Raw genomic sequence first — 24,691 nt, forward strand, 5'->3', positions numbered from 1 at the left:
AAATATGTTTGGTGGAATTAAAAAAGCTTTATATATTTGCAACCGCTAAGAAAAAATGACCGGGTAGCTCAGTTGGTAGAGCATCTCCCTTTTAAGGAGAGGGTCCTGGGTTCGAGCCCCAGCCCGGTCACAATAAAGCTTCCTTTTGGGAGGCTTTTTCTTTGAAAATTTTGGGGAGATTCCAGAGCGGCCAAATGGGACGGACTGTAACTCCGTTGTCTTTCGACTTCGCAGGTTCGAATCCTGCTCTCCCCACTACATTTATACTTTAATTAGGGGATTTTTATTAAGGGCGTTTAACTTGAGGGAGTTGGGCGTTTTTTTTTACTGCAACTTTTAAAATCTCTATTTTCTTCATTTGAATTATAAAAAGAACAGTTTTTTACAGGTGTACAAGTTGAGTTGATATAAGCTTTTTAAAGGCGATTAATTTGTAGAATTTATGTTGTTTAAAGGTTTTGTATACTCTTATTAAAAGGTTGCTGAGAAGTTTTAATCTTAAGATTAAGGCTGATGAAAACCGAAAAAAAGTGAAATTTATATTATTTAGGAAGTAAAACTATAAATGTAGCTCCATGTCCATATTCAGATTCTACCCAAATTTTACCTTTATATAAAGCGATAATCTTAGTTACAATAGCTAATCCAATACCTGTAGAATTATGATGATCATCTAGAGTTTGAAAGATGTCGAAAATCTTTTTATGATATTTTTCTTTTATTCCCTTACCGTTGTCTTGAATTCTAAATTCCCAATTATCACCTTTGTCTTGGTAACTAACAGTTACTAATCCGTCTTCTTCTTTAGCATATTTAACAGCATTGCTAATTAAGTTTTGGAAGAGTTGGTGTAATCTAAACTTATCACCACGAATTGTAGGTAATTTCTCTGGAACATGTATTTTAACATGAGAAGGTACGTGAATAGTTTCTGTGATATCGCTAACTACAAAATCTAAATCAACCTGTCGTTCAGAGCGTTCTACTTTGTCAACACCAGCATATTTCAAAATACCATTAATTAAGTGATCCATTTTGTCGATTTTCTTAATTAATAGTTGGAAGTTTTTTTCTATATCTTCATCTTTTATTAAATGACTTAAATCTTCATGAAGCCAAGTAACCAAAGTATTCATACTTCGCAGTGGTGCTTTTAAATCATGAGAAACTACATGTGCAAAATCATTAAGCTCTTTGTTACTAATGGTTAAATGATTTAAAAGCTCTTCACGTTCTTTTTGAGCAATTAAATCTTCGGTGATATCCCTTACTATACCATGAGCAAAAACAGGTTCGCCTTCATCATTATAAACCAAACTAGAATTTATCTCAATCCATCTTATTTCTTTTTTTCTGTTGTATATTCTAGCTCTAAAGTTTCTAAAAGTTCCTTTTTCTAAAAGTGTAGCATATGATTCCATAGCATACTCTACATCTTCCTTGTATAAAGTACTAGTAACATTAAAAGTGTCGTTGTAACCAAAAAAAGCTTGAGAAGCATCATTCATTTTTAAAACATTACCATATAAATCCATTAAGATGTAGGGATCTACAATAGTTTTAAAAAGGCTTTCTAAATGAATTTCTTTTTCATTAAGAACATTTCTTAAGTTTTGATTAGTTTGATAGAGTTCTAAAGATTTGTCTTCAAGAATTTTTTCAGCAGCTTTTCTAGCTTGTCTTTCTCTATTAAGAGCTTTTTCTAAAAGCGCTATTTTGGCCTCACTCATTTCTTTAAGATTTCAAATCGTACCTCAGAACCATCTTCTTTGATTAGTTCATGCTTAATTTCACAATTTTGCCCATAATGAGCAAAGCTCTTTTCCATAAGTCCGTGTGCAAATGTGTAAAGAGATCTTGAAGATCGATAGATTAAAACTAATTTTTCGTCAGTTTGTTCTATTGTTTCAAATTGTGGTAATTCTGCATCTGGGTATAATTTTCTAACCTGTACATGAATGTGCTCTTCTATTGAAGATAATAATTCGATTGGTCCTTTGTAAGATTTTAAAATAGAGCCATAGTTGCTTGCTAATGCATCAAAAAAATGAAGCCCATAAACTTTAAGAAGATCATTAGGAGCTATTTTTGTTACATTGCTTAAGTTGGTGAGTAAAGATACCATTTCAGTAAATTTATAAGTACCAACTGAGGTGTAAACACCGTTTGACTCTAATTCAGATTCATCAATAATTTGTTGAACTGTTTCAAGACCAAATTTAGATTCTACCAAATCTAAGAATTCTGTAAATACGATTCCTTTCATAATTTAACTGACTAATTCACTACTAGTCCAATAATCGAGCATAGTAGAGATGTTTTTGCTGTAATCTTCGTAACGGATAGGTTTTAGAATGTAACCTGCTATACCAAGTTCATAACATCTTTTAAGATCCTGCATGTTGTCAGAGCTGGAAAGAATTATAATAGGAATATATTTTAATCGTTCATCAGATTTTAATATTTCCAAAAATTCTATTCCATTCATTTTTGGCATATTCAAATCTAAAAAAATGAGTTGAGATAATGAAGAACTTTTTAATTTCTCTAATGCATCTTCACCATTAGTAGCTTGCGTAACTTGTGTTGGATGTTCACTTTGCCTACAAACTCTAGTGAATTTCATTCTCTCTACTTCGTCATCATCTATAAATAAGATATTTAATTTTTTCATTATCATCACGGGAATCATTAATTACATCTGCAAAATAGAAAAAATGCTACTTAAAGAGCTTTAGATTATGTTTAATGAGGATTTAAGTTAGATTATTGGTTAATTACTGTAGATGAATGTTTTTTAAAATACTTTAATTAACAAGTGTAAGTATATAAGGTACATATAAAATAATTCATCTTTTTGTATCTTTCGACCAAAAAACAGAATATAGGCATGGATGAAAATAAGCAAGAAGAAAATATCGATAAGTCGAAAGAGGCTGTAAAACAAGATGCTAAAGGTTTGTGGGTGAGTTTTAAAACTTTTATACATGAGCTTTTAGATTTTAAACATGATACAGATCAAGAAGCTACAATTGAAGCTATAAAAGGAGATATACCTTTTAAAGGTGCAACAGCTTGGATTTTAATTTGTTCCATTTTTGTTGCATCAATTGGTTTAAATGCGAATTCTACCGCAGTGGTAATTGGAGCCATGTTAATATCTCCTTTAATGGGGCCAATTTTAGGAGTTGGAATGTCATTGGCTATAAATGACATTGATACACTAAAAAAATCGTTAGTAAACTTGGCTACAATGATTGTGCTGAGTTTAATAACTGCTTTCTTTTTCTTTTTTATTTTTCCATTAAAAGAAGATACATCTGAACTAATGGGGCGTGTAAAGCCAGATATTCGTGATGTGTTAATTGCGTTCTTTGGAGGTTTAGCTTTAATTATAGCAAGAACTAAAAAAGGAACTATAGCTTCAGTAATATTTGGAGTAGCAATTGCTACAGCATTAATGCCACCTTTGTGTACTGCAGGTTATGGTTTGGCTATTGGTAATATCGATTATTTCTTAGGAGCCATGTATTTATTTACTATTAATGCGATTTTTATTGCTTTAGCAACTTTTATTGTGTTAAAGTTATTAGGTTTTACTATGATTCGTTATGTAAACTCTAAAAAGAGAAAACGTGTTGCTCAAATTGCTTCTTTAATAGCTTTATTAGTAATGGTACCTGCAGTTATGACATTTTTAAAAGTGTATAAGGATACTGTTTTAGATGCTAGTTTTAATAAATACATTAAGAAAGAAGTTACAGATAATGATAATTTATGGTTAAATGGAGAACCTAAAAAGGATGATGATTTAAAAGAAATTAGACTTAGGTTTAATGGGGAAATAGCTCCTGCTGTAGAAACAAACTTAAAATTGAAAGTTAAAGATTACGATAAAATTTCTGATTATGAAGTTTTTGTTATTGGAAATAAATCGAGAAGTATAGATGATATTTCTAAATCTTTAGAAAGAGCATATAATAACTTAGATCAGAAAGATTATGTTATTAATGGGTTACAAGATAAGATTAAGGAATTGGAAAATGAAATTTCTGGATTAACATCTACTATAGAAAAAGCAGATAAAAGTAGTATTCCTTTTAGTAAGATTGCTGGTGGAGCAAAGCTTAGATTTAATGATATTCAGGAAATTCGTTTTTCTAAAGTATTATCAACAAAAGATTTTATTAAAATCGATACACTTCCAGAGGCTACTGTAATTTGGAGTAGCAAGTTGAAAAAAGATTATGTAGCCAAAAAAGAAATCGAATTAAAGAAATGGTTACAGAAGGAGATGAAGTTAGATACTTTAATTATTAAGAAATAAAAAAATAGATTATATGTAATTAAAAAGAGCATTCGTTAGAATGCTCTTTTTTGTTTTTATTTATTTTGATTACAATTTTTTAAAATTTCTTCGGCTCTTTCTTTGCCATATTTAGGATAGTACTTAGGTAATTCTTCTTTTTCAAATAAGGCTAAAGCTTTTTCAACATCTTTACAATACGGATCTATAGGTTGACCGAAAAACTTTGCACTTCCCATATCCCATTCAGCCTTTCCTAATATAACTCTAGGATTTTTTGGAGCTAATTTTAAAGCTTCATTATATAAAACCGCATTTTTACCAGATAAAGTCATTCCATATTTTTGTCCATCAAAAGCAATGTAAGCTGTATTTAATAAAGCTTGATTAATCATAATTTCAGGATTTTTAGGAGAAATACTTTTGGCGATATCTAAAAACTCTTGTGCTCTTTTTAATTTAGAGTTTAGTTTGGCTTCATCTTTTAAACCAAAGCTTCCTAGTATTTCAATAGTTGCCACATAGTAAGAAGGTAACCATTCATTTTGTTCAGCTTTGGCTATTCTCTCAAATAATTGAGATGCTTGATCATTTTTTTTCGCTCCCCAAAGTTCGAAAGCTTTTTGCATTCCTTTATCGTATTTCGATTGACTAAAAATTGAAACTGATACAGTTAATAAGAATAAAGTGATTATTTTTTTCATGATAAGCGTTTTTATTTTATAGTAATAGCTAAAGAAATATTTTTATCGACAGTGAATTGTGCATCTTTATATTTTGGAGGTCCAAAAAATCCTTTGGCATCATTAGAAATCCCTATAGGTTCTTTTGGAATACCAAATATTTTAGTGTCCATTTTTTTATTATCATTTTCATCATGAAAAGCAGAAATTGCATAATTTCCTGCTTTAATGTTTTTAAAAACGGCTGTAGCTTTCTTATCACTTATTTTTACGATTTCACCTTTCATAGGTGTTTTTAAGAAAGTATCTTCAGAGTCATACAGAGCAATGTATAAATCACCTTTGTCTGATTTCATTCCAGAAAAATCAATAGTAATAGAATATGTTTCTTGTGCTAAAATGCTTGAAAAAGTGCTTAACACGAATACGAAAAGGAGTAAAATAAGTCTTTGCATAGTTTTAAGATTTAAATTCATTTCAAATATCTTTCGATTTATTTTTATTTAATCAAAATTCTTACCGAGTTGTTATTTTTAGTTACCGAATTGTGATTAGATTATTGTTATTTATAGTTTGCTGATAATCATATTAAAGATTATCTAGCTGATTACTCTTGTTATCGTCACTAATAGACCAGAAAAATCCGATAAAAAAGAATTGATCTGCTGTAGGTCTCAATGCTTGTCTTTCAAAAGTTCCGTTCATGTTCGGTTGGTTACTGTAATTATATCCAAAAACGTTTTCTGTTCCTAAAACATTGTTTACAGATATGTATAATATCTTTTGTTGGCTAATCAAGTAAGCGGCGTTTAAACTTACGGAATTATAATTCTTAGTTTTTTCATTTAAAAAACCGATTTTATTAGGATTTGTATATGTTCTACCGGTTGCAAATCTGTAAGAAACACCAAGTTGAGTTTTCCAAGAATCAACCCAATATTTACCAACTACAGAAGCATTGTGTGATGATGCAAAATTTGGAGTTGCCCTAGTAGGAAAATTTCTATGATCTCTTTCCGTGTCTAAATAAGAGTACGATACCCAGTAATCTAAGTTTTTAATATTTTTATTATCTCTCCAGAAAATATCTACACCTTTTGCAAAACCATCTCCATTATTATCAAAATTAGAAGAAGGAGAAGCAAACTGATCGTCGAATTTAACTAAGTCATCATATTGTTTGTAGTAAGCTTCAATTCTAAATTGTTGCTTGTCTTTCATAAATTGATAGTTAGCAATGTAGTGTGTCGCATTTTCAGGATTTAAATCGGTAGAAAATTTTAAATATTCACTTCTCGGATTCTGGTAAAACTTACCGTAAGCAAAAGAGAATTGAGATTTAGCTCCTGATTTATAGGCTAAAGAAGCTCTTGGAGAAAACGTCATTTGATCAGAAAACTCATTGTTTTCGGCTCTAAGTCCAACTTTAGCTGCTAGTTTTTTAGAAAAGAAAATATCTGTTTCCGCAAATGTTCCAAAAATGTTATTATTGAATCCGTAGTTAAAAGAGTTGGTGTTATTTAGTGTGAACTTTTCTTTAAAGTTTGTGATAAAATATTCAGAACCAAAGTTTAGTTTTATACGACTAGAAAAACGTTTAGAAACTTTTACTTTAAAGTGAGCAGAATTTTCTTGATCATCTATCAGATTATCTTGTAAAGTAAAATCAGTATTTTCATTAGTATAACTCATTCCTCCAGAAATAGACCATCTGCTTCCTAAACGTTGTTTGTATGAACCATTAAAGTAAAGGTTGGTGTTTTGTAAAGCAAAATTGAAACCGTTAGCGAAGTTAATATCCTCTTGAATCACATCTAAATTAGAATAGTTAAAAGCACTATAAAGTTTTAATAATCCATCTTCATTTGGTTGATAGCGATATACCATTTCACCACTTGCACCTTCAAAAGGTTTATTCCATTCTTCTCTTCCCGGAAATGCAATTTGGTAAGGAGCTAAGTTGATATAAGAAGTATTTATACTGAAAGAGTTTTTACCCCAAATTTGAGTATTTCCAATTCCAGCACCAACTGTCATTAATTGGATTTCAGTTTTTTCTTGATCTGGTTGATCAATAGTATTTAAAGTAAGTACGCTCGATAACGCTTGTCCGTATTCAGCAGAATAACCACCAGTAGAAAAAGTCATTCCTTTAAAAAGAAAAGGAGAAAAACGTCCTCTAGTTGGAACATTACTAGATGTTGGAACAAAAGGATTAAAAACTCGAATTCCATCAATAAACATTTGAGTTTCATTTGCGTCACCACCTCGAACAAACAATCTACCATCTTCGTCATTAGCTGAGGTTCCTGGTAATGTTTGAAAAGCTCCAACAACATCACCTAAAGCACTTGCTGTGGTAACAATATCTAAAGGTTTTAAAGCTACAGCTCTTGCTTTTTCTCCAGCATCAAAACTTCCTGCATTAATTACAACTGCATCTAAAGTATTAACATCTTCTCTAAGTTTTATCATTAAATTATTTAGTTTACTTAACACGGCTGTTTTATAAAAAGTTTCAAAAGAGATAAATGAAACTATTATGGTTTGTGTTCCTTCTTCAGAAGTTGTAAAGCTGTATTTTCCATTTTCATCGGTAGAAGCTCCGTCATAAGTTCCGTCTAAATATACATTTGCTCCAGGGATTGGATTTCCTTTGGTGTCTATAACTTTACCAGAAATTTCTACTTGAGCAAAAGTTACAAAGCTCATTAAAAGAGAAAAAATAAATAGTTTGGTTTTCATGTCGTTTTTTTATTTGATGACACAAAGGTGTGTTTGTATTCTTCTTTTTCATAAAAAGAAATACCGAGTTGTAAAAAAAATAAGCTGAACTGTTTTTTAGAGTACAGGAATATAAATAGTAGTATTACATTTTTTTTGAGGATGCGTATTAAAGTCGTTATGATAAATATCAAAAGGATCTAATTCACTGTTAATTTTATATCCTTTATTAAAAATCCAAACGAAAATACCTTCCCACATGTTAGGAAGTTCATCTATTCCTAATTCAAAATTAGCTTCAATATATTTTCCTGAAGGAATAGTTCGAGTATTTATATCAGAAGTGTCAATGTTAATTCCATCTAAACTAATACAAGCACTAACTTTTAGCTTATCAGGTTCAGTGATTTTTGGACTATCATGATAAATTGACATAATTTGATGTTCCCCATTCATTAAGTTTCTAGGGTAAGCCCACTGGAGCAGTTTTTGAAATGCAGTTCCTAAATTTTCAAAAGGTCCTATATGCGGAATATAAGCTACATCAATATCGTTAATGAAAACAGTATCTATTTTTTTAGCGTTACGATCAATAAATTGTAAATGTTCATTCATATTACAAATGTATTGTTCAAGTTGAGTTTCTATTTTACCATTCTTGCTCTCTGTTTTGCAAATCTTGCTAAATCTACTCGAGCTGCTTTCTTGAAATTGTTTAGGACTCATCCCGTAAAACTTTTTGAAGGTTCTAGAGAATGAGGATATTGAACTAAAGCCTGAAGAAAAAGCAATTTCAGAAATACTTTTGTCTGGTTTGTGAAGCAAATAATCAGCAGATTTTTCAATACGTTTTCTAACAATAAAATTATTAAAAGTCTCGCCTGTTATAGCTTTAAAAATACGATGAAAATGGAAAGGAGAAAAATGAGCTTTAGAGGCTACATCTTCTAACAAAAGTTTGGTGCTGCTATTTTCCTCTATGTATTGAATAGCTTTATAAATTCTTACCGCAATATCGTTATTCATACCTTTTGTTTTCAGATCAACAAATGTATACTATTTATAAAGAACTCGTATTTATATTGTATTTTTACAAAGCTAAAAAAATACAAATGTCACAAGATTTAAGCGATTACAGAAAGTCGTATGAGAAATCAGAATTGTTAGAATCTAATTGTCCAGAAAACCCTATAGAATTGTTTAGAGATTGGTTTTTAGTAGCAAATGATTCTGAATTAGTAGATGAAGCTAATGCAATGAGTATTGCGTCAATCGGTTTAGATGGTTTTCCAAAAACTAGAGTTGTTCTATTAAAAAAATATACACACGAAGGTTTTATTTTTTATACCAATTATAATTCTGAAAAAGGAAAGGCAATAGCAGAAAATGGAAGTGTTTGTTTGTCGTTTTTTTGGGCAGGATTAGAGCGACAAATTATCATAAAAGGAACAGCAGAAAAAATCGCAGAGAACTTATCTGATGGATATTTTGAGTCTAGACCAGATGGAAGTAAGTTAGGAGCTTGGGCGTCTAATCAGAGTGAAGTAGTTGCAGATAGAAAAGTGTTGTCAGATAATCTTGCTGAATTTGAGGAGAAGTTTAAAAACAAAGAAATACCAAGGCCAGATCATTGGGGAGGTTTTATCGTGAAGCCAATTTCAATAGAGTTTTGGCAAGGACGTCCTAACAGACTTCACGATAGAATTCGTTACGAATTACAAAAAGATTTTAACTGGAAGCTTGAACGTTTAGCTCCGTAATACTATATTTGAACATTCTTTTTTAGTTGAATGAAAACAATTTACATAGTTCGTCATGCTAAATCATCGTGGAAATACACAAGTGTAAAAGACCACGATAGACCGCTAAAAGAAAGAGGAATTAATGATGCTCATTTAGTTTCTAAATATTTAGCGAAAAATATTCAAAGGCCAGATGTGTTTATTTCTAGTAGTGCAAATAGAGCATTACAAACAGGAATAATTTTTTGTGAAAACTTTGGATATCCTATGGCTAATCTGAAAATTAGCAAACAACTCTACAGTTTTAGTGATGGCTATCTTGTGAAAACAGTAAAAGCATTAGATGATAGCTTTGATAGTGCAATTATTTTTAGTCACGATCATGGTATAAATACTTTTGTAAATAAGTTTGGAAGTAAGCCTATAGCTCATGTAACTACTTGTGGTGTTGTAGGTATTCAGTTTAAAGAAAAACATTGGAAAAATATTAAAAAAGGAATCACAGTTCTTGTTGAGTTTCCTAAATATCATAAATAAAACGAATCACTTTTGAAGATAAGGAAATACGCCGCCATTGATATAGGTTCGAATGCAGTAAGATTGCTGGTAGCGAATGTAATAGAAGATAAAAAGAAAGAACCTAAATTTAAAAAATCATCTTTAGTAAGAGTTCCTATTCGTTTAGGAGCAGATGCTTTTGTTGAAGGAAGTATCTCTGATAATAACATCGATCGAATGTTAGATGCCATGAAAGCTTTTAAATTATTAATGAAAGTTCATGGTGTTGAAAAATATAAAGCGTGTGCAACTTCAGCAATGCGAGAAGCTTCTAATAGTGAAGAAATAGTTGAAAAGATTTTTAGAAAAACAGGTATTGAAATAGATGTAATTAATGGAGCTAAAGAAGCTGCAATTATCTCTTCAACAGATTTAAAACATCTAATAAATTCTGATGAAACTTATTTATATGTAGATGTTGGTGGGGGTAGTACTGAGCTTACTATTTTCTCTGAAGGAAAAATTATTAATTCCAAATCATTTAAAATAGGTACTGTTCGTTTAATAAACAATTCAAAAGAAAAAAATAAAAAGATTTTTGGTAAGGTAGAAGAATGGATTACAAAGCATACTAAAGATTATAAAAGAATTTCTTTAATAGGTTCTGGTGGAAATATCAATAAGATTTTTAAAATGTCCGGTTTAGATGCTGGCCGACCAATCTCATACATTTATTTAAATGCACAATTTGAATACTTAAAAAAGATGACTTATGAGGAAAGAATCTCTGAATTAAGTTTGAATCCCGATCGTGCAGATGTAATCGTACCAGCTACAAAAATTTATCTTTCTGCAATGAAATGGAGTGGGGCAAGAAGAATTTTTGTGCCAAAAATAGGGCTCTCAGATGGTATAGTTAAGAGTTTGTATTTTAATAAGTTGTAATTTTATTTAACAAGTCTTTAACAGTTCGTAAATTTGTTTATATTTGTTAAGCATGTGACTTTTCCCCCGAAATAGTGTCACAAAAATGCTAAGTAATCAAAAAACAAATTTTATCCATTATGAAAAGACTTATGTTATCTGGTGCTTTAATAGCAATCGGATTTACGGTATCTGCTCAGGATCTACCAACGAATGCAGAACCAGGGAAGTGTTACGTAAGATGTAAAACTCCTGAAGTTTGGAAAAACGAAGATGTAACAATTGAAGTAGCGCCTGCTTACAAAAGAATTGTTACTTATCCAGCAAAGTATAAAACTGTTACAGAACGAGTACTCGTAGATGAAGGAGGGGAGAGATTAGTAGTTGTTCCAGCTAGATACGAAACGCAAAACTTTACTGTAGTTACTAAAGAAGCATCTAAGCGTTTAGAAAAAACGTTAGGTAGGCCTTCTGTTGAAAATGTTTCTGTAGTTACAAAAGAAGCTTCAAAGCGTTTGGAAGTTATTCCTGCAAAATATGAAATGCGTGATGTTGTAGTAACAGTTAAAGAAGGATACAAGAGATTAATTAATGTACCAGCTAAGTTTGAAACTCGTGATGAGGTAATAACTGTAAAAGAAGCTAGTCAGCGTTTAGTTGTTGTTCCAGCAAAAATGAAAACCATTACAGAAGAAGTTGTTGTTAAGGAAGCTAGTAAGCGTTTGGTAACAGTTCCTGCAAAGTATGAAATGCGCGATGTTGTAGTAACTGTTAAAGAAGCTTCTAAAAGAGTAGAAGTAGTGCCTGCTCAATATGAAATGCGTGATGTTACTGTTGTTGTAAAAGAAGCGAGTAAACGATTAGAAGTTCTTCCTGCTACTTTTGGAAAAGAAGTAGTTTCTTACAAGAAAAGAGAATATGGTAATAAATTAAGAGTTGTTCCAGCTTCATTTTCTAAGGATAGCGAAGTTATCGAGGTAAGAGCAAAATCAGCAAAATGGCAAATGAGTGAAAGAGCGCCAGACTGTACTTCATCAGATCCTAACGATTGTCGTTATTGGTGTTATAAAGAAGTGCCAGCTCAGTTTACTACAGTTGATAAAACTGTTTTGTCTGCAGATGCTTCGGTTGTTACAACAGCAACATGTAATGATGCTACAACTCCAGGAGGTTGTGGAAATGCAACTTATGTAAAAAGAGTAATGAAAACTCCACCAACTACAAGAACTATTGATATTCCAGAAGTAACAAAAGTAGTTAAGAAACGAGTAATGGTAACTCCACCAAGTACCAGGGAAATTGATATTCCTGCTGTAACAAAAGTAGTTAAGAAGCGAGTAATGGTAACTCCACCAACAACAAGAGAAATTGAAATTCCTGAAGTTAGAGAAACGATAAAGAAAACAGTTGTTGATGTACCAGCGTCAAAAAGAATTGTAGATATCCCTGCTGTAACAAAAGTGGTTAAGAAAACAGTAATGGTAACTCCTCCAACTACGAGAGAAGTAGATGTGCCAGCAATTACAAAAGTTGTTAAAAAGCGAGTGATGGTAACTCCACCAACAACAAGAGAAATTGATATTCCTGAAGTAAGAACTACAGTAAAGAAAACTATCCCTGCTGTTCAAGGTACAAGAGAGATCGAAATTCCAGAGGTAACTGCTACATTAAAAAGAACTGTAATGGCTACGCCTCCATCTACTAGAACAGTAAAAATTGATGAGAAATATGCAACAATTAAGAAAACTGTTTTAGAAAAAGATGCTTATTCTGAAGAAAAATCAGTAAGTGCTAAATATAAAACAGTAACAAAAGAAGTTTTAGTTTCTAAAGGAGGATTAACAACTTGGAGAGAAGTTGAATGTAAATTAGTAAATAATACTCCATTACCAATTAATTGGAATTTAGGAAGTGCGACTTTAACATCTGGAGCTAAAAGAATTATCGATGCACGTTTATTACCGATCTTAAAAGATGGTGTAGCAGTAGCTATTGAATCTCATACAGATGCTAGAGGATCAAAAACAAGTAATCAATCTTTATCAGAAAGAAGAGCACAAGCAGTAGTGAATTATTTAGTTTCTAAAGGAATTAATCCAAGTAAATTAACAGCTAATGGTTATGGAGAAGCTAGATTAACAAACAGATGTAAAGATGGAGTTTCTTGTACAGAACGTGAGCATGCAGCAAACAGAAGAACAACTTTTAGAGTTATTGATCAGAAATAATCAATAGGTCTAACATAAATATCTAACAAAAATCAAGAAAAGTCCGAGTGAAAGCTCGGGCTTTTTAATTTTATATGATTTCTAGATAAGTTTTATTTTGAGTTTTTTAGACAAGTTTTAAAATGATAATGTTTGTAAGTTTGAGATATGGATGAGCATAGAATTAAATATATACAATGCGGAGATTTACAAATAGCAGCGTCGTGTGAAACGAATTGTGAACGGAAAACAGAAGTTTATCACCCAAGTACTTTGTTGTTGTATACGCAAAAAGGGAATTTGCATATTACAACAAAAGATCAATCTTATATAATTGCATCAGGTGAATATGCGGTATTAAAAAAATATACAGAAGCTACGATGTTTAAAACTTGGTCTGAAGAAGAAGGAGAAGCGAAAACATATGGATTTGGTTTAACTAATGAATTCTTAGAACGTGTAATTTCTGAAATATCATTACCGAATAAAAAGAGTTTGTCAGAAAGCTTTTTCAAGTTAAAAGCAACTAAGAAACTCGATGCTTTAATGAAGTCGATAATTCTACATGTAGATACAAATGATGAGTTGGATAAAAAAATAGTAGAACAGAAAACATTAGAAGCTTTAAAAGCATTGGCAGAAGCAGATGTTAAAATATTAGAAATTTTTCATGAGTTTTCAATAAAGCAACAAGGAGATTTAGAAAAGTTAATGAAACATAATTTTTTATATAAAATTCCTTTAAAAGTTTTAGCAGTCCAATCAGGAAGAAGTTTGTCTACATTCAATAGAGATTTTAAAAAGTTGTTCAATGATACACCTCATAATTGGATTAAAAAACAAAGACTTTACTTTGCAAAAAAGATGATGGAAGAACATAAAATGAGACCTTCCCATGTGTATCTAGAATCTGGATTTGAAGATTTAGCTCATTTTAGTAAAGCCTTTAAAAAACAGTTTGATACAACTCCAAGAGATTTTTATAAGTCGATTCTTTAATTTGACTTTTTTATACAACTAATTAAAAATCAAATTGTTTAACTTTATAGGAGTTTGTTTTTTTCCTAAAAAGAAGTGAATCAATATCATTACTAACTAAACCTTATAACTTTATGAACAAAAGAATATTACTTTCTTTGTTGGTGTACTTACTTGTTTTGTTTGTGCTTTATCCTAAAAGTAAAACCAGCGAGATTTATTTACCTGTAAAAGAAAAAACAGTAACAGAAGATTCAGATAAAAATTTTCATTTAATGATGGATGTGTTAACACATAAACGATGTGTGAATTGTCATCCTAATGATAATATTCCTAAACAAGGAGAAGATAGTCATCCACATTATTTCGGAATGTCAAGGGGAGAGAATAATTTAGGTTACGATGCTACAAAATGTACTACGTGTCATCAATCAGAAAATAATGATTATTCCGGTGTGCCAGGAGCTCCTGAATGGAGTTTAGCACTAGCTTCCATGAAATGGGAAGGATTAGATAGATATGAAATAGCTGAATCAATGTTAGACCCTAAAAGGAATGGAGGAAGAACCACAGATGAAACAATGCATCATTTAACAGAGCATGAGTTGGTTTTGTGGGCTTGGAATCCAGGAGTAAATGCAAATGGAGAGCCAAGAGAAAAACCACCTGTTTCTAAAGAAAAATACATTAAAGCTGTAAAACAATGGTTTGAAGATGGTGCAGTAATACCAGAAAACCCTAGTAAAAAGTAAAACGTATGAAAAAAATTTCTTTTACAATAAATGATAAACCTGTTGAGGTTGAAATTTTAGATGAAAATACACCTTTGCTTTGGGTAGTTCGAGATAATTTGAATTTAAAAGGAACAAAATTTGGCTGTGGGAAAGCAGCTTGTGGGGCTTGTACTTTACATGTTGATGGCGAAGCTGTAAGGTCGTGTTCTTTTGCGGTAAAATATGTGCAAGGGAAAAAAGTAACAACTATTGAAGGTTTAGGAACTCCTGAAACCCCTCATCCAGTTCAAGAAGCTTGGATTCAAGAGGTTGTTCCTCAGTGTGGTTATTGTCAACCAGGTTTTATGATGGCGACAGCAGCTTTGTTAGAAAAGAATGCGAGTCCAACTGATGAAGATATCGACAATAATATTATCAATATATGTAGATGTGGAACTTATTATAGAATGCGAAAAGCAATTCATAAAGCAGCAGCATTAAAGAATAAATCTCTAAATATTTAAGATCATGAGTAAAAAAGTATCACGTCGTAAATTTTTAGTAAGAGGAGGTTTAGGAACTTTAGGAGTATTAGCTGTTGGAACTTATGTATTCAGAAATCCAATTCGTCGATCAATTTTAGAAATGGCAGAAACCATGGCTCCAACCTATATGGGAAGTGGAACTGAAGTTGAATTGTGGTTTGAGTTAACAAAAGACAATAAAGTTATATTTCATAGTCCTAAGGTAGAAATGGGACAAGGTTCATTTACGAGTTTTGCTCAGATGATTGCTGATGAAATGGATGTGAGTATAAATCAGGTTATCGTAGTTGGAGCAGCAACAAAAACAGGAATTATAGATGCAATGAGTACTGGAGGAAGTTTATCAGTTGGAGGTTTATGGAAACCTTTACGAGAACTTTCTGCAACAATGCGTGGAATGTTAAAAATTGAAGCTGCAAAAAAGTTAGGAATTGATATCGCAAATTTATCCACAAAAGAAGGTATGGTTTCAGGAGACGGAAAAACTATGACTTATGCTGAAGTTGCAGGTGGAATTACAAAATGGGAAGTTTCAGATACTCCAGAATTAAAACCTACAAAGTCCTATAAATTTATAGGAAAGCCAGTTAAAAGAATTGACTTAAACGCTAAGGTTTTTGGTGAGCCAATTTTTGGTTTAGATGCTGAAATGCCAGATATGCTTTATGCTACTGTGGTTCGATCGAGTTTAGTTGGAGCTAAATTTATGAGCGCAAATATTACCGAAGCTGAAAAAATGCCTGGAGTTGTGAAGATTGTTCAGATGAATGATTGGGTTGGAGTCATTGCTGAAACATATCCGCAAGCTTTATTAGCAAAACAAAAGTTGGAAGTAGAATGGACTAGCGATAAAACTTGGACAGAAGAAGATATTAGAGATCTGCTCAAAGTTGGCAATGGTAATAAAATGATAACGCAAAGTAAAGGTAGTTTTTTAGAAAATGAAGATGATGCGGTTACTATGGAGTTTACAAGTCCTTTAGGAGCTCACGCGCAAATTGAACCTAACGGAGCTTTAGCACATTATGATAAAGATGGAAATGTAACTGTAATTTTATCAACTCAAGTAATTGGAGTTACACAAAAACAAATAGCGGAATCATTAAAAATTGATAAAGAAAAAATTAATGTTATTCCAACGTATTTAGGGGGAGGTTTCGGTAGAAGATTAAATACAGTTCATGCTGTACAAGCTGTTCAAATGTCTAAAGCTGTTGGTAAACCTGTGAAATATATTTTTACTAGAAAAGAAGAGTTTCAACACGATACTTTTCGTCCACCTACACATCATATCTTAAAAGGAAAGTTGAATAGTCAAGGTCTGTTAGATAGTTTAGAGCATCATTATGCCAGCGGAGATGTAGCAATAAATTCTGTAATCATGCCAGATGCTTTGCATACGATATTAGGTTCAGATGTTGGAGCGATGAGAGGTGGGAATATTATGTATGATAAAGTTCCCAATAGAAATGTTGTACAATGGCATACAACTTTACCGTTTGCAACGAGTTGGTGGAGAAGTTTAGGATTGCTAGCGAATACTTTTGCTATTGAAAGTTTTATTGATGAAATGGCAATGAAAGCTGGGAAAAATCCTGTTGATTTTCGTGTGGGAATGTTAAGTGGTGAAGGAACTTCTAAAAGAATAAAAGATGTAATTCAACTTGCGGCTTCTAAAGGTAATTATAAAGATAAACCTGAAAATGGAATGGCAATGGGATTTGCAGCTTCTGTAGATAGTAATTCTCCTGCAGCTCATGTTGTAGAGGTGTCAATTGTTAATAATGAAATTAAAGTTCATAAAGTAACTTGTGCTTTCGATTGTGGTTTAGTGGTGAATCCAGATCAAGTAAAAGCACAATGTGAAGGTTCAATAATTATGGGTATTAGTGGTTCAATGCATGAGAAGATGACATTGAAAGATGGAGAACTATATCCAACAATTTATGGACCTTATGATATGGCTTTAATGAAAAATTCACCAAAAGAAATCGATGTACATTTTATTCAAGGAGCTGATATTCCATTACCTGTTGGTGAACCTCCAATGGGGCCAATAGCTGCTGCAGTTGCAAATGCAGTTAAAAGATTGACTGGTAAAAGACTAACAGATTTGCCATTAAAATTATAATTACTTTTTTCTGTCTGATGCCAAAGAAATTGAGAAGTTAAATTTATAATGCGTAATTTAACGACATGACACATGAATTTGTAGACATAGTAAAACAAGCTGTACTTCATCAAAAAAAAGGGTTGAAAAATGTATTGGCAACTGTAGTTCATTTAGAAGGTTCTTCTTACAGAAAACCAGGTGTTCGAATGCTGATTTGTGAAGACGGAAAAATGATCGGAGCAGTTAGTGGAGGTTGTGTAGAAAAAGAGGTGAAGCTAAGAGCCCAGTCTGTTTTTAAAGATGGAATAGCTAAAGTTATTACTTATGATGGACGATATCGTTTGGGTTGTGAGGGAATATTGTACATTTTAATCGAACCTTTTCATGTTTCAAATGATTTTATCAATGATTTTGAGAAACGTTTATCAGATAGAGAAGAGTTTGCAATTCATTCTTCTTTTGTAGCTGAAGATGAGGCTAAAGGAGATTATGGAAGTGCTATTACTTTTCAAAATGATAAACAATATACGTTTAATGAAAAGTTGGAGTTCTCAAATGATTTACAGAAGTTTTCTCAGAAACTAAAACCACTAACAAAATTATTAATTGTTGGAGGAGAGCATGATGCTGTAAAATTAACATCAGTGTCTAGTTTGTTAGGTTGGGAAGTTGATGTGATTACTTCAATTAAAGATCCAAAATCTAAAACTGATTTTCCTGGAGCAAATACAGTAACTGCAAGTACTCCGGAAATCGTTGATTTAACTATAGATTCTGATACAGTTGTAGTATTAATGACGCATAATTATGTTCAAGATTTAAAATATTTATTGAAAATAATAAATTTCAATCCGATGTATATTGGGATTTTAGGTTCTACAAAAAGAAGAGATCAGTTAGAAAATGACTTGTTTCATTACAAAGAAGACGTGTCCGAAGAATTATTAGATAAAATTTATAGTCCAGCAGGATTGCATATCGGAGCAATAACTCCAGAAGAAATTGCAGTCTCAATTGTTGCTGAAATTTTAGCAGTAATTCGAAAAAAAGAACCGTATTCTTTACGTAAAATAAAAGGAAAAATCCATCTTCAGAAGTAAGATATGAAAATAGCAATGCTAGTTTTAGCAGCAGGGAAAGCTTCTCGAATGGGAAGTGTAAAACAATTACTTCCATATAAAAATAGCTCAATACTAGGAACAGTTTTAGAAAGTAGTATTAAGGTTTTTAATTCAGAAGATATTTATGTTGTTTTAGGTGCAAATGCTCAAACTATAAAAGAAAGCTTACGAAACTACACTGTAAACTATATAATTAATGAAGGTTTTGCTTCAGGATTAAGTTCAAGTATTTATTCAGGAGTAACAAAACTTTCAAATTACGACGCTATTTTAATTGCTTTAGGAGATCAGCCTAAAATTGATGTCACCTACATCAACGAAATGGTAACTTTATATCAGAAAAATAAAGAATGTATTGTTGCTTCTAGATACGATGATTTTAATGGTGTGCCTGCAATTTTTCCTAAAACATTCTATCCTAAACTCTTAAATTTAACTGGTGATAAAGGCGCAAAACAATTGTTAAATTCTGAGTTAAATTTTATAAAAACAGTAGCTTCTTCAGGAAAATTACTCGATATTGATACACCTGAAGATTACCAAAAATTAATCAACCCATGATTTCAGTTTCTGAAGCAATTCAACATATAGAAAATTACTGTCAGCCCAATAAAATTATAGAAAAACCAATACAAGAAGTGTTAGGTTTAGTTTTAGCGGAAGCTATAGTTTCTCCAATTAATATGCCTCCGTTCAAGCAATCTTCAATGGATGGATATGCATTTATTCATAATGAAATATCAAGTTTTACTGTAGTTGGCGAGGTTCAGGCGGGTGATTCAAAAAATGTAGTATTACAAGAAGGTGAAGCTGTACGAATTTTTACAGGAGCTAGAGTTCCTGATCAAGCGGATACTGTTGTAATGCAAGAGCATACAAGTGTTGAAGGAGATCAACTAACAATTGATAAATTACCTGTAAAATCTTCTAATGTAAGACCATTAGGAGAACAAATAAAAACAGGAGCAATAGCTTTAGAAGAAGGAGTAGTTTTAAACGAAGCGGCAATTGGATTTATAGCTGGTTTAGGATTAAGTACAGTAAAAGTTTATCAGAAACCTAAAGTTAGTATTTTAATAACAGGAAACGAGTTAAAAGCTGTTGGAGAAGTCTTAGAAGAAGGTCAAGTATACGACAGTAATTCGATTACTTTAAAATTAGCTTTGCATAGATTAGGAATCGATGAAGTTGAAATTATAAAAGTTGAAGATACATTTGAAGCAACAAAAACAGCAATTAAAAATCAGTTAGATTTTGCTGATGTTATTTTAGTTTCAGGAGGAATTTCTGTTGGAGATTATGATTTTGTAAAACGCGGGTTGGAAGAGAATAATGTGTCGGAAGTTTTTTATAAAGTAAATCAAAAACCAGGAAAGCCTTTGTGGTTCGGACAAAAAGAAGAGAAATTAGTTTTTGCTTTACCGGGAAATCCAGCTTCTAGTTTAAGTTGTTTTTACTCTTATGTGCTTCCGGTGATAAAAGCACAATTAGGTTATAAAAATTATCATTTGCCAAGAAGTACAGCTATAGCAGCAAGTGATATTAAAAACGCTTTTGGTAAAACTTTATTCTTAAAAGGAATAATAGAAAACGAACAGGCAACGCAATTAACAGGTCAAGCTTCTTCAATGTTAAAGTCTTTTGCTGTCGCAAATGGTTTATTGATCGTTCCAGAAGATGTACAAGAAATAAAAAAAGGAGAAGAAATTACATACATAAAATTTAGTTAATCGATGGAAGTATTGCAGCTAGAAGTATTAGTTCCATTTTTATTAATTCTCGTTGTAGTTGCTTTTTTATATGCAAGTGTCGGCCATGGAGGAGCAAGTGGTTATTTAGCATTAATGGCTTTATTTACTTTTCCTGCTTTATTTATGAAACCAATAGCTTTAGTACTTAATATTTTTGTTTCTGGAGTGTCGTTTTGGTTTTTCAGAAAGCATCAACATTTCAAGTGGAAGTTGTTTTATCCGTTTGCAATTAGTTCCATTCCTGCAGCTTTTATTGGTGGTTATATCTCAGTGAATGCTGGTTTTTATAAAAAAATACTAGGCTTTTTTCTGATTTTCGCAATTCTTAAGATGTTAAATGTATTTGGAGGTGAAAAGGAAGAACTAAAAGAGAATAATTTAGTAATTTCACTATTAATAGGAGCTTGTATCGGACTTTTTTCAGGTATGATTGGTATTGGAGGAGGTATAATTTTAAGTCCGGTTATTGTGCTTTTAGCATGGGGAAATATGAAACAAGCAGCTGCAGTTTCAGCCTTATTTATTTTTGTGAATTCAATTTCAGGATTAATAGGTTTTACCATAAATGAAGGAATAGTTCCGTCGGAGGTTTTATACTTTATTCCGGTGGCATTAATTGGTGGAAGTTTAGGTGCTATTTATGGAAGTAAAAAGTATTCTATGAATACGTTGAAATATGTGTTGGCAGGAGTATTAACAATAGCAGCTGTAAAATTATTTTTAGTGTAAGAAAATGAATGTTATTTATTTTGGAAAAATAGCTGATGTTGCAAATAAATCGTCAGAAAATATTAGTTTGAAGGAGAATTCAATAGCTAGCTTAATTGATTTTTTACAAGAAAAATATCAATTAGCATTAGATGATATGCAAATTGCTGTTAATCATAATTTAGTTTCAAAATCTGATGAATTGATATTGAAAGAAACAGATGAGGTAGCAATTTTATCAGCTTTTGCAGGAGGTTAAAATATTGTCAAGATGAGGAGTATAGTAATAGTTTTTGTGTTTTTAATTTATGCTTGTGGAGGTAAGCAATTGAAAAAAGAACTTGTTTCTGAAGATGGAACAATAAAAGATACTATTGTTATTAAAGATACAATCTCACAGGTCGAAACTGTCGTAAAAGAACAAAAAGAGGTAGCGCCTAATAAATTGATAATAACAGATTCAAAATCAATTTATATTAGTCTGCTTACAAAAATAGCTGAAGGAAAAGATTATTATTTACCAGTAAGCTTTAAACCTTTGGTTTCAGATATAAAACAAGAAGATTTTCATAACAATTATACTGATTACACATGTGATTTGATCCTGAAAAATATAGAATATACTAGATATAAAATTGAAGATTCTGTTGCGGATAAATATTTTGAAATTAGTAATCTGAATTCAATTTTAGTTTTTGATGAAAATCAAAATATATTAGATACACTGCATTTGAAAAATTACGAATACTTTTCAGATCAATTAGAAAGTCAGGTCATCGCAACGTACAAAGCTACAGAGAAAGTAAAAGAAGATAAAGAATATGTTTGTATGACTGTAAATGACTTTGTGAAAAAGAATAGTTTTCGGTTTATAAAAGATAGTATTTATTTAAAAGCTACATTAAAGGAAAACAGATTTAAACCGACAGATGTATATGCACATTATAAAATGATAAAGGCTAAGGATACTATTTCCTTTTTGTCTTTTGGTCAGTATAAAGGAGAAACTGCAAAACATGCATTTTATCTATTTAGAAATAAAGAACCTTTAGATTCTATAATTAATAAAAACCTGATTTCTAAAATAATTTCTGTACCAACAACGCTTAATGAAGAAAATATATTTGTAACGCATCAATTTATTCCAGATACAGATGCGTTTTGGATGTCGGTAATTGGAATTGATATTGTAGCAAACACATTAACACAGTACGAAAGAAATAGAGTGTTTTTAAGATAAGTGAAGAATAATAAGAAAATGAAGAAAAAAACAGTTTTCATAGAAGGACAAATTACTTCTGAATTTATTGCTAATGCGATAGCTAAGCATCAAGTAAAAACTCAAATAGGCGCTCATAATATCTTTTTAGGTCAAATAAGAAAAGATGTTGTGGAGGATAAAACCGTCAGTGCAATAGAGTTTACTTGTTATCAAGAAATGGCAGAGCAAAAACTACATGAAATCAGAGAAGAAGCCTTTGAAAAGTTTGATTTAACGTGTATGCATACGTATCACAGTTTAGGAAAAGTAAATGTAGGAGAAGTGTGTTTCTTTGTTTTTGTTTCGGCGCCACATAGACCTCATGTTTATGAAGCAACAGAGTATATTGTAAATAGAATAAAATCTGAAGTTCCAATATTTGGAAAAGAGCTTTTCGAAGACGAATCGTATCAATGGAAAACAAATGTTTAATCTTAATTAAAGCTTAATTTATGTCAGTTCGAGCGGAGTCGAGAACTAAGCATTAAATATTAACAATGGTAGATATTACACATAAATCAAATACATTAAGAATAGCAACAGCGCAAGCAATTGTAAAGGTGAGTTTACAAGCTACAATAGATGCTATTCAAAATGATACTGTTCCTAAAGGAAATGTTTTTGCAATGAGTAAAGCAGCAGGTTTACTTGGTGTAAAAAAAACACCTGAATTATTACCAGATTGCCATCCAATGCCAATTGAGTTTACTGGTATTACTTATGAAATAGAAGGATTAAATGTTGTTGTAAAAGTTACAGTAAAAACGATTTATAAAACAGGAGTAGAAGTTGAAGCAATGCACGGAGCGAGTGTAGTTGCTTTAAATATGTATGATATGTTAAAGCCTATTGATAAAGGAGTTGAAATACATGCAATAAAATTACTTCAGAAAAAAGGAGGAAAAACATCTTATCCAGTAAGAGATGTTTCAGAAGTAAAAGCTGCAGTTATTGTGTGCTCAGATACTATTTCTCAAGGAAAAGGTGAAGATAAATCAGGAAAGCTAATCAAAGAGAAATTGGAAGGTTATCAAGTAACTACAAAAGAAGTAGAAGTTGTTCCAGATGATTTTGATACAATTCAACAAAGGGTTTTAGCTTTAAAAGAAGAATATAGCTTAATTGTATTAACAGGCGGAACAGGTTTGTCGGTACGTGATACAACACCTGAAGCAATTTTACCTTTGTTGGATAAAAGAATCGTAGGAGCAGAAGAGACTATTCGAAGATACGGACAAGAACGTATGCCTTATGCAATGTTATCTAGAAGTGTTGTAGGAACAATTAATAATAGTTGTTTAGTATTAGCACTTCCAGGATCAAGCAAGGGAGTTGTAGAAAGTTTAGATGCGGTTTTTCCACATTTATTTCATAGTTATAAAGTATTAACAGGAGAGCGTCATTAATGAATCAGAGACAAAATATACTAACAGATACTTTTGGAAGGCATCATAATTATTTACGAATTTCACTTACTGAAAAGTGTAATTTACGTTGTACTTACTGTATGCCAGAAAGTGGAGTAGTATTGTCTCCTAGAAATCAAATCATGACGGCTGCTGAAGTTATCGATATTGCAACATTGTTTGTGCAACATGGAGTAACTAAAATTAGATTGACAGGTGGAGAACCTTTATTGAGAAAAGATTTTGAAGAAATTATTTCTGGACTCTCTAAATTACCTATTGAGCTTTCGATGACTACAAATGCAATTCTAGTGGATAGAAATATTGAGGTGTTAAAAAAGTCATTGTTAAAAACAATCAATGTAAGTTTAGATACTTTACACCCTGAAAAGTTCAATACAATAACAAAGCGAGATCAATTTAAAAAAGCTTTTGAAAATACACAGTTATTATTAGACGAAGGTTTTAATGTAAAACTGAATGTTGTGTTGTTAAAAGGTTTTAATGATAATGAAATTATCGATTTCGTAGAGTTTACGAAAGATAGAGCAATTTCAGTCCGTTTTATAGAGTTTATGCCTTTCGACGGAAATAGATGGGATAAATCTAAATTAGTAAGTTATAATGAGCTTTTAAATCAGGTAGAATCTAAGTTTTCGAAAAATGCTGTTATTCCTTTACCTCATGAGGATAATTTTACAGCTAGAAATTTTAAAATTGATACTTATCAAGGTAGTTTTGGAATCATTTCTTCAGTAACGAATCCGTTTTGCGATGTTTGTAATCGTATCCGATTAACAGCAAATGGAAAATTAAAGAATTGTCTATTTTCTACTTCAGAAACAGATTTATTAAGTACATACAGAGCGGGAATTTCTATTGAGCCAATAATTCAAAGCGCAATTCTTAAAAAGAAAGCAGTTCGTTCTGGAATGACAGATAGCAAAGATTTTGAAAACTTAACCAACCATAACAACCGAAGTATGATTACTATAGGTGGTTAAGTATACT

At 31.5% G+C, this 24,691-nt stretch carries 25 protein-coding genes and 2 tRNA genes; 20 read left to right on the forward strand and 7 right to left on the reverse strand.

The genetic code is table 11. The annotated features are described in order from the left end of the window. Positions 1-57 precede the first annotated feature (57 nt). Both Q1A46_RS06100 and Q1A46_RS06105 read left to right on the forward strand, forming a co-directional pair. A tRNA-Lys gene (locus tag Q1A46_RS06100) sits at positions 58-130 on the forward strand. Between the two features lie 42 nt (positions 131-172). Then, positions 173-255, forward strand: a tRNA-Tyr gene (locus Q1A46_RS06105). A 287-nt stretch (positions 256-542) separates the two neighbouring features. Here the strand turns inward: Q1A46_RS06105 and Q1A46_RS06110 are convergent. Genes Q1A46_RS06110 through Q1A46_RS06120 form a run of 3 tightly spaced genes read right to left on the reverse strand, consistent with a single transcriptional unit; the run spans position 543 to position 2,692 of the window. Beyond that, positions 543-1,730: an ATP-binding protein gene (locus tag Q1A46_RS06110; protein ID WP_299675322.1), complete on the reverse strand. Its 1,188-nt coding sequence runs from the start codon at positions 1,728-1,730 to the stop codon at positions 543-545. Continuing rightward, complete coding sequence (locus tag Q1A46_RS06115; RefSeq protein WP_299675325.1) at positions 1,727-2,266, reverse strand: heme NO-binding domain-containing protein; 540 nt, start codon at positions 2,264-2,266, stop codon at positions 1,727-1,729. The genes Q1A46_RS06110 and Q1A46_RS06115 overlap by 4 nt, the downstream gene beginning before the upstream one ends. Positions 2,267-2,269: 3 nt before the next feature. Continuing rightward, positions 2,270-2,692 (reverse strand): response regulator, encoded by a 423-nt coding sequence (locus Q1A46_RS06120; RefSeq protein ID WP_299675328.1) that lies wholly within the window; start codon positions 2,690-2,692, stop codon positions 2,270-2,272. A gap of 198 nt (positions 2,693-2,890) precedes the next feature. Here Q1A46_RS06120 and Q1A46_RS06125 point away from each other — a divergent pair, with 198 nt between their 5' ends. Further along, the gene (locus Q1A46_RS06125; protein WP_299675331.1) at positions 2,891-4,327 is read left to right on the forward strand and encodes a DUF389 domain-containing protein; all 1,437 of its coding nucleotides are present in this window, start codon (positions 2,891-2,893) and stop codon (positions 4,325-4,327) included. Positions 4,328-4,383: 56 nt separating this feature from the next. Here Q1A46_RS06125 and Q1A46_RS06130 read toward each other — a convergent pair whose 3' ends face one another. From Q1A46_RS06130 to Q1A46_RS06145, 4 genes are all read right to left on the reverse strand, one after another. Then, complete coding sequence (locus Q1A46_RS06130) at positions 4,384-5,010, reverse strand: hypothetical protein (RefSeq protein WP_299675334.1); 627 nt, start codon at positions 5,008-5,010, stop codon at positions 4,384-4,386. Between the two features lie 11 nt (positions 5,011-5,021). After that, on the reverse strand, positions 5,022-5,444 hold the full coding sequence (locus Q1A46_RS06135; RefSeq protein WP_299675337.1) for a DUF2141 domain-containing protein: 423 nt from the start codon (positions 5,442-5,444) through the stop codon (positions 5,022-5,024). A gap of 133 nt (positions 5,445-5,577) precedes the next feature. Further along, on the reverse strand, positions 5,578-7,734 hold the full coding sequence (locus tag Q1A46_RS06140) for a TonB-dependent receptor (protein ID WP_299675340.1): 2,157 nt from the start codon (positions 7,732-7,734) through the stop codon (positions 5,578-5,580). A 96-nt stretch (positions 7,735-7,830) separates the two neighbouring features. Next, on the reverse strand, positions 7,831-8,739 hold the full coding sequence (locus tag Q1A46_RS06145; protein ID WP_299675343.1) for a GyrI-like domain-containing protein: 909 nt from the start codon (positions 8,737-8,739) through the stop codon (positions 7,831-7,833). A gap of 86 nt (positions 8,740-8,825) precedes the next feature. Here Q1A46_RS06145 and pdxH point away from each other — a divergent pair, with 86 nt between their 5' ends. The 17 genes from pdxH (at position 8,826) to moaA (ending at position 24,684) form a co-directional block, all read left to right on the forward strand. Continuing rightward, positions 8,826-9,473, forward strand: a complete 648-nt coding sequence (pdxH, locus tag Q1A46_RS06150) for a pyridoxamine 5'-phosphate oxidase (protein WP_299675346.1) — start codon at positions 8,826-8,828, stop codon at positions 9,471-9,473. 30 nt (positions 9,474-9,503) lie between these two features. Then, positions 9,504-9,992 carry a histidine phosphatase family protein gene (locus Q1A46_RS06155; RefSeq protein WP_299675348.1) on the forward strand — a complete coding sequence of 163 codons (489 nt, stop codon included), beginning with the start codon at positions 9,504-9,506 and terminating at the stop codon, positions 9,990-9,992. A 12-nt stretch (positions 9,993-10,004) separates the two neighbouring features. After that, the gene (locus Q1A46_RS06160; RefSeq protein ID WP_299675351.1) at positions 10,005-10,898 is read left to right on the forward strand and encodes a Ppx/GppA phosphatase family protein; all 894 of its coding nucleotides are present in this window, start codon (positions 10,005-10,007) and stop codon (positions 10,896-10,898) included. 119 nt (positions 10,899-11,017) lie between these two features. Next, a complete protein-coding gene (locus Q1A46_RS06165) occupies positions 11,018-13,105 on the forward strand; it encodes an OmpA family protein (RefSeq protein ID WP_299675354.1) in 2,088 nt (695 codons plus the stop codon). Positions 13,106-13,252: 147 nt separating this feature from the next. Then, positions 13,253-14,083, forward strand: coding sequence for an AraC family transcriptional regulator (locus tag Q1A46_RS06170; protein ID WP_299675357.1), 831 nt, complete (start codon positions 13,253-13,255; stop codon positions 14,081-14,083). A gap of 113 nt (positions 14,084-14,196) precedes the next feature. Beyond that, a complete protein-coding gene (locus Q1A46_RS06175) occupies positions 14,197-14,814 on the forward strand; it encodes a hypothetical protein (RefSeq protein WP_299675360.1) in 618 nt (205 codons plus the stop codon). Positions 14,815-14,819: 5 nt separating this feature from the next. Beyond that, on the forward strand, positions 14,820-15,299 hold the full coding sequence (locus Q1A46_RS06180) for a (2Fe-2S)-binding protein (RefSeq protein ID WP_299675363.1): 480 nt from the start codon (positions 14,820-14,822) through the stop codon (positions 15,297-15,299). 4 nt (positions 15,300-15,303) lie between these two features. Next, positions 15,304-17,451, forward strand: a complete 2,148-nt coding sequence (locus Q1A46_RS06185) for a molybdopterin cofactor-binding domain-containing protein (RefSeq protein ID WP_299675366.1) — start codon at positions 15,304-15,306, stop codon at positions 17,449-17,451. A gap of 65 nt (positions 17,452-17,516) precedes the next feature. Then, the gene (locus Q1A46_RS06190; RefSeq protein WP_299675369.1) at positions 17,517-18,533 is read left to right on the forward strand and encodes an XdhC family protein; all 1,017 of its coding nucleotides are present in this window, start codon (positions 17,517-17,519) and stop codon (positions 18,531-18,533) included. Positions 18,534-18,536: 3 nt separating this feature from the next. Continuing rightward, positions 18,537-19,115, forward strand: coding sequence for a nucleotidyltransferase family protein (locus Q1A46_RS06195; protein ID WP_299675372.1), 579 nt, complete (start codon positions 18,537-18,539; stop codon positions 19,113-19,115). Beyond that, the gene (gene glp, locus Q1A46_RS06200; RefSeq protein ID WP_299675375.1) at positions 19,112-20,284 is read left to right on the forward strand and encodes a gephyrin-like molybdotransferase Glp; all 1,173 of its coding nucleotides are present in this window, start codon (positions 19,112-19,114) and stop codon (positions 20,282-20,284) included. The genes Q1A46_RS06195 and glp overlap by 4 nt, the downstream gene beginning before the upstream one ends. 3 nt (positions 20,285-20,287) lie before the next feature. Beyond that, positions 20,288-21,034: a sulfite exporter TauE/SafE family protein gene (locus Q1A46_RS06205; RefSeq protein ID WP_299675378.1), complete on the forward strand. Its 747-nt coding sequence runs from the start codon at positions 20,288-20,290 to the stop codon at positions 21,032-21,034. Positions 21,035-21,038: 4 nt separating this feature from the next. Then, positions 21,039-21,272 carry a MoaD/ThiS family protein gene (locus Q1A46_RS06210; RefSeq protein ID WP_299675381.1) on the forward strand — a complete coding sequence of 78 codons (234 nt, stop codon included), beginning with the start codon at positions 21,039-21,041 and terminating at the stop codon, positions 21,270-21,272. Between the two features lie 12 nt (positions 21,273-21,284). Further along, positions 21,285-22,253 carry a hypothetical protein gene (locus Q1A46_RS06215; protein WP_299675384.1) on the forward strand — a complete coding sequence of 323 codons (969 nt, stop codon included), beginning with the start codon at positions 21,285-21,287 and terminating at the stop codon, positions 22,251-22,253. An 18-nt stretch (positions 22,254-22,271) separates the two neighbouring features. Further along, positions 22,272-22,706 (forward strand): molybdenum cofactor biosynthesis protein MoaE, encoded by a 435-nt coding sequence (locus Q1A46_RS06220; RefSeq protein WP_299675387.1) that lies wholly within the window; start codon positions 22,272-22,274, stop codon positions 22,704-22,706. A gap of 65 nt (positions 22,707-22,771) precedes the next feature. Further along, positions 22,772-23,680 carry a bifunctional molybdenum cofactor biosynthesis protein MoaC/MoaB gene (moaCB, locus tag Q1A46_RS06225; RefSeq protein WP_299675390.1) on the forward strand — a complete coding sequence of 303 codons (909 nt, stop codon included), beginning with the start codon at positions 22,772-22,774 and terminating at the stop codon, positions 23,678-23,680. Continuing rightward, positions 23,680-24,684, forward strand: a complete 1,005-nt coding sequence (gene moaA, locus Q1A46_RS06230; RefSeq protein ID WP_299675393.1) for a GTP 3',8-cyclase MoaA — start codon at positions 23,680-23,682, stop codon at positions 24,682-24,684. The genes moaCB and moaA overlap by 1 nt, the downstream gene beginning before the upstream one ends. Positions 24,685-24,691: the final 7 nt, after the last annotated feature.

This window comes from uncultured Tenacibaculum sp. (assembly GCF_947502995.1).
In the GTDB taxonomy this organism is placed as follows: Bacteria; Bacteroidota; Bacteroidia; order Flavobacteriales; family Flavobacteriaceae; genus Polaribacter.

What these genes read in the sequence shown, in the direction of transcription:
- Q1A46_RS06175 (WP_299675360.1), top strand. Translation starts at nt 14,197, where the DNA reads ATGAACAAAAGAATATTACTTTCTTTGTTGGTGTACTTACTTGTTTTG.
- Q1A46_RS06125 (WP_299675331.1), top strand. Translation starts at nt 2,891, where the DNA reads ATGGATGAAAATAAGCAAGAAGAAAATATCGATAAGTCGAAAGAGGCT.
- Q1A46_RS06140 (WP_299675340.1), bottom strand. Translation starts at nt 7,734, where the DNA reads ATGAAAACCAAACTATTTATTTTTTCTCTTTTAATGAGCTTTGTAACT.
- Q1A46_RS06170 (WP_299675357.1), top strand. Translation starts at nt 13,253, where the DNA reads ATGGATGAGCATAGAATTAAATATATACAATGCGGAGATTTACAAATA.
- Q1A46_RS06220 (WP_299675387.1), top strand. Translation starts at nt 22,272, where the DNA reads ATGAAGAAAAAAACAGTTTTCATAGAAGGACAAATTACTTCTGAATTT.
- Q1A46_RS06210 (WP_299675381.1), top strand. Translation starts at nt 21,039, where the DNA reads ATGAATGTTATTTATTTTGGAAAAATAGCTGATGTTGCAAATAAATCG.
- Q1A46_RS06215 (WP_299675384.1), top strand. Translation starts at nt 21,285, where the DNA reads ATGAGGAGTATAGTAATAGTTTTTGTGTTTTTAATTTATGCTTGTGGA.
- Q1A46_RS06165 (WP_299675354.1), top strand. Translation starts at nt 11,018, where the DNA reads ATGAAAAGACTTATGTTATCTGGTGCTTTAATAGCAATCGGATTTACG.
- Q1A46_RS06205 (WP_299675378.1), top strand. Translation starts at nt 20,288, where the DNA reads ATGGAAGTATTGCAGCTAGAAGTATTAGTTCCATTTTTATTAATTCTC.
- Q1A46_RS06110 (WP_299675322.1), bottom strand. Translation starts at nt 1,730, where the DNA reads ATGAGTGAGGCCAAAATAGCGCTTTTAGAAAAAGCTCTTAATAGAGAA.
- Q1A46_RS06180 (WP_299675363.1), top strand. Translation starts at nt 14,820, where the DNA reads ATGAAAAAAATTTCTTTTACAATAAATGATAAACCTGTTGAGGTTGAA.
- Q1A46_RS06120 (WP_299675328.1), bottom strand. Translation starts at nt 2,692, where the DNA reads ATGATTCCCGTGATGATAATGAAAAAATTAAATATCTTATTTATAGAT.
- Q1A46_RS06115 (WP_299675325.1), bottom strand. Translation starts at nt 2,266, where the DNA reads ATGAAAGGAATCGTATTTACAGAATTCTTAGATTTGGTAGAATCTAAA.
- moaCB (WP_299675390.1), top strand. Translation starts at nt 22,772, where the DNA reads ATGGTAGATATTACACATAAATCAAATACATTAAGAATAGCAACAGCG.
- Q1A46_RS06195 (WP_299675372.1), top strand. Translation starts at nt 18,537, where the DNA reads ATGAAAATAGCAATGCTAGTTTTAGCAGCAGGGAAAGCTTCTCGAATG.
- pdxH (WP_299675346.1), top strand. Translation starts at nt 8,826, where the DNA reads ATGTCACAAGATTTAAGCGATTACAGAAAGTCGTATGAGAAATCAGAA.
- Q1A46_RS06190 (WP_299675369.1), top strand. Translation starts at nt 17,517, where the DNA reads ATGACACATGAATTTGTAGACATAGTAAAACAAGCTGTACTTCATCAA.
- moaA (WP_299675393.1), top strand. Translation starts at nt 23,680, where the DNA reads ATGAATCAGAGACAAAATATACTAACAGATACTTTTGGAAGGCATCAT.
- Q1A46_RS06130 (WP_299675334.1), bottom strand. Translation starts at nt 5,010, where the DNA reads ATGAAAAAAATAATCACTTTATTCTTATTAACTGTATCAGTTTCAATT.
- Q1A46_RS06145 (WP_299675343.1), bottom strand. Translation starts at nt 8,739, where the DNA reads ATGAATAACGATATTGCGGTAAGAATTTATAAAGCTATTCAATACATA.
- glp (WP_299675375.1), top strand. Translation starts at nt 19,112, where the DNA reads ATGATTTCAGTTTCTGAAGCAATTCAACATATAGAAAATTACTGTCAG.
- Q1A46_RS06135 (WP_299675337.1), bottom strand. Translation starts at nt 5,444, where the DNA reads ATGCAAAGACTTATTTTACTCCTTTTCGTATTCGTGTTAAGCACTTTT.
- Q1A46_RS06155 (WP_299675348.1), top strand. Translation starts at nt 9,504, where the DNA reads ATGAAAACAATTTACATAGTTCGTCATGCTAAATCATCGTGGAAATAC.
- Q1A46_RS06185 (WP_299675366.1), top strand. Translation starts at nt 15,304, where the DNA reads ATGAGTAAAAAAGTATCACGTCGTAAATTTTTAGTAAGAGGAGGTTTA.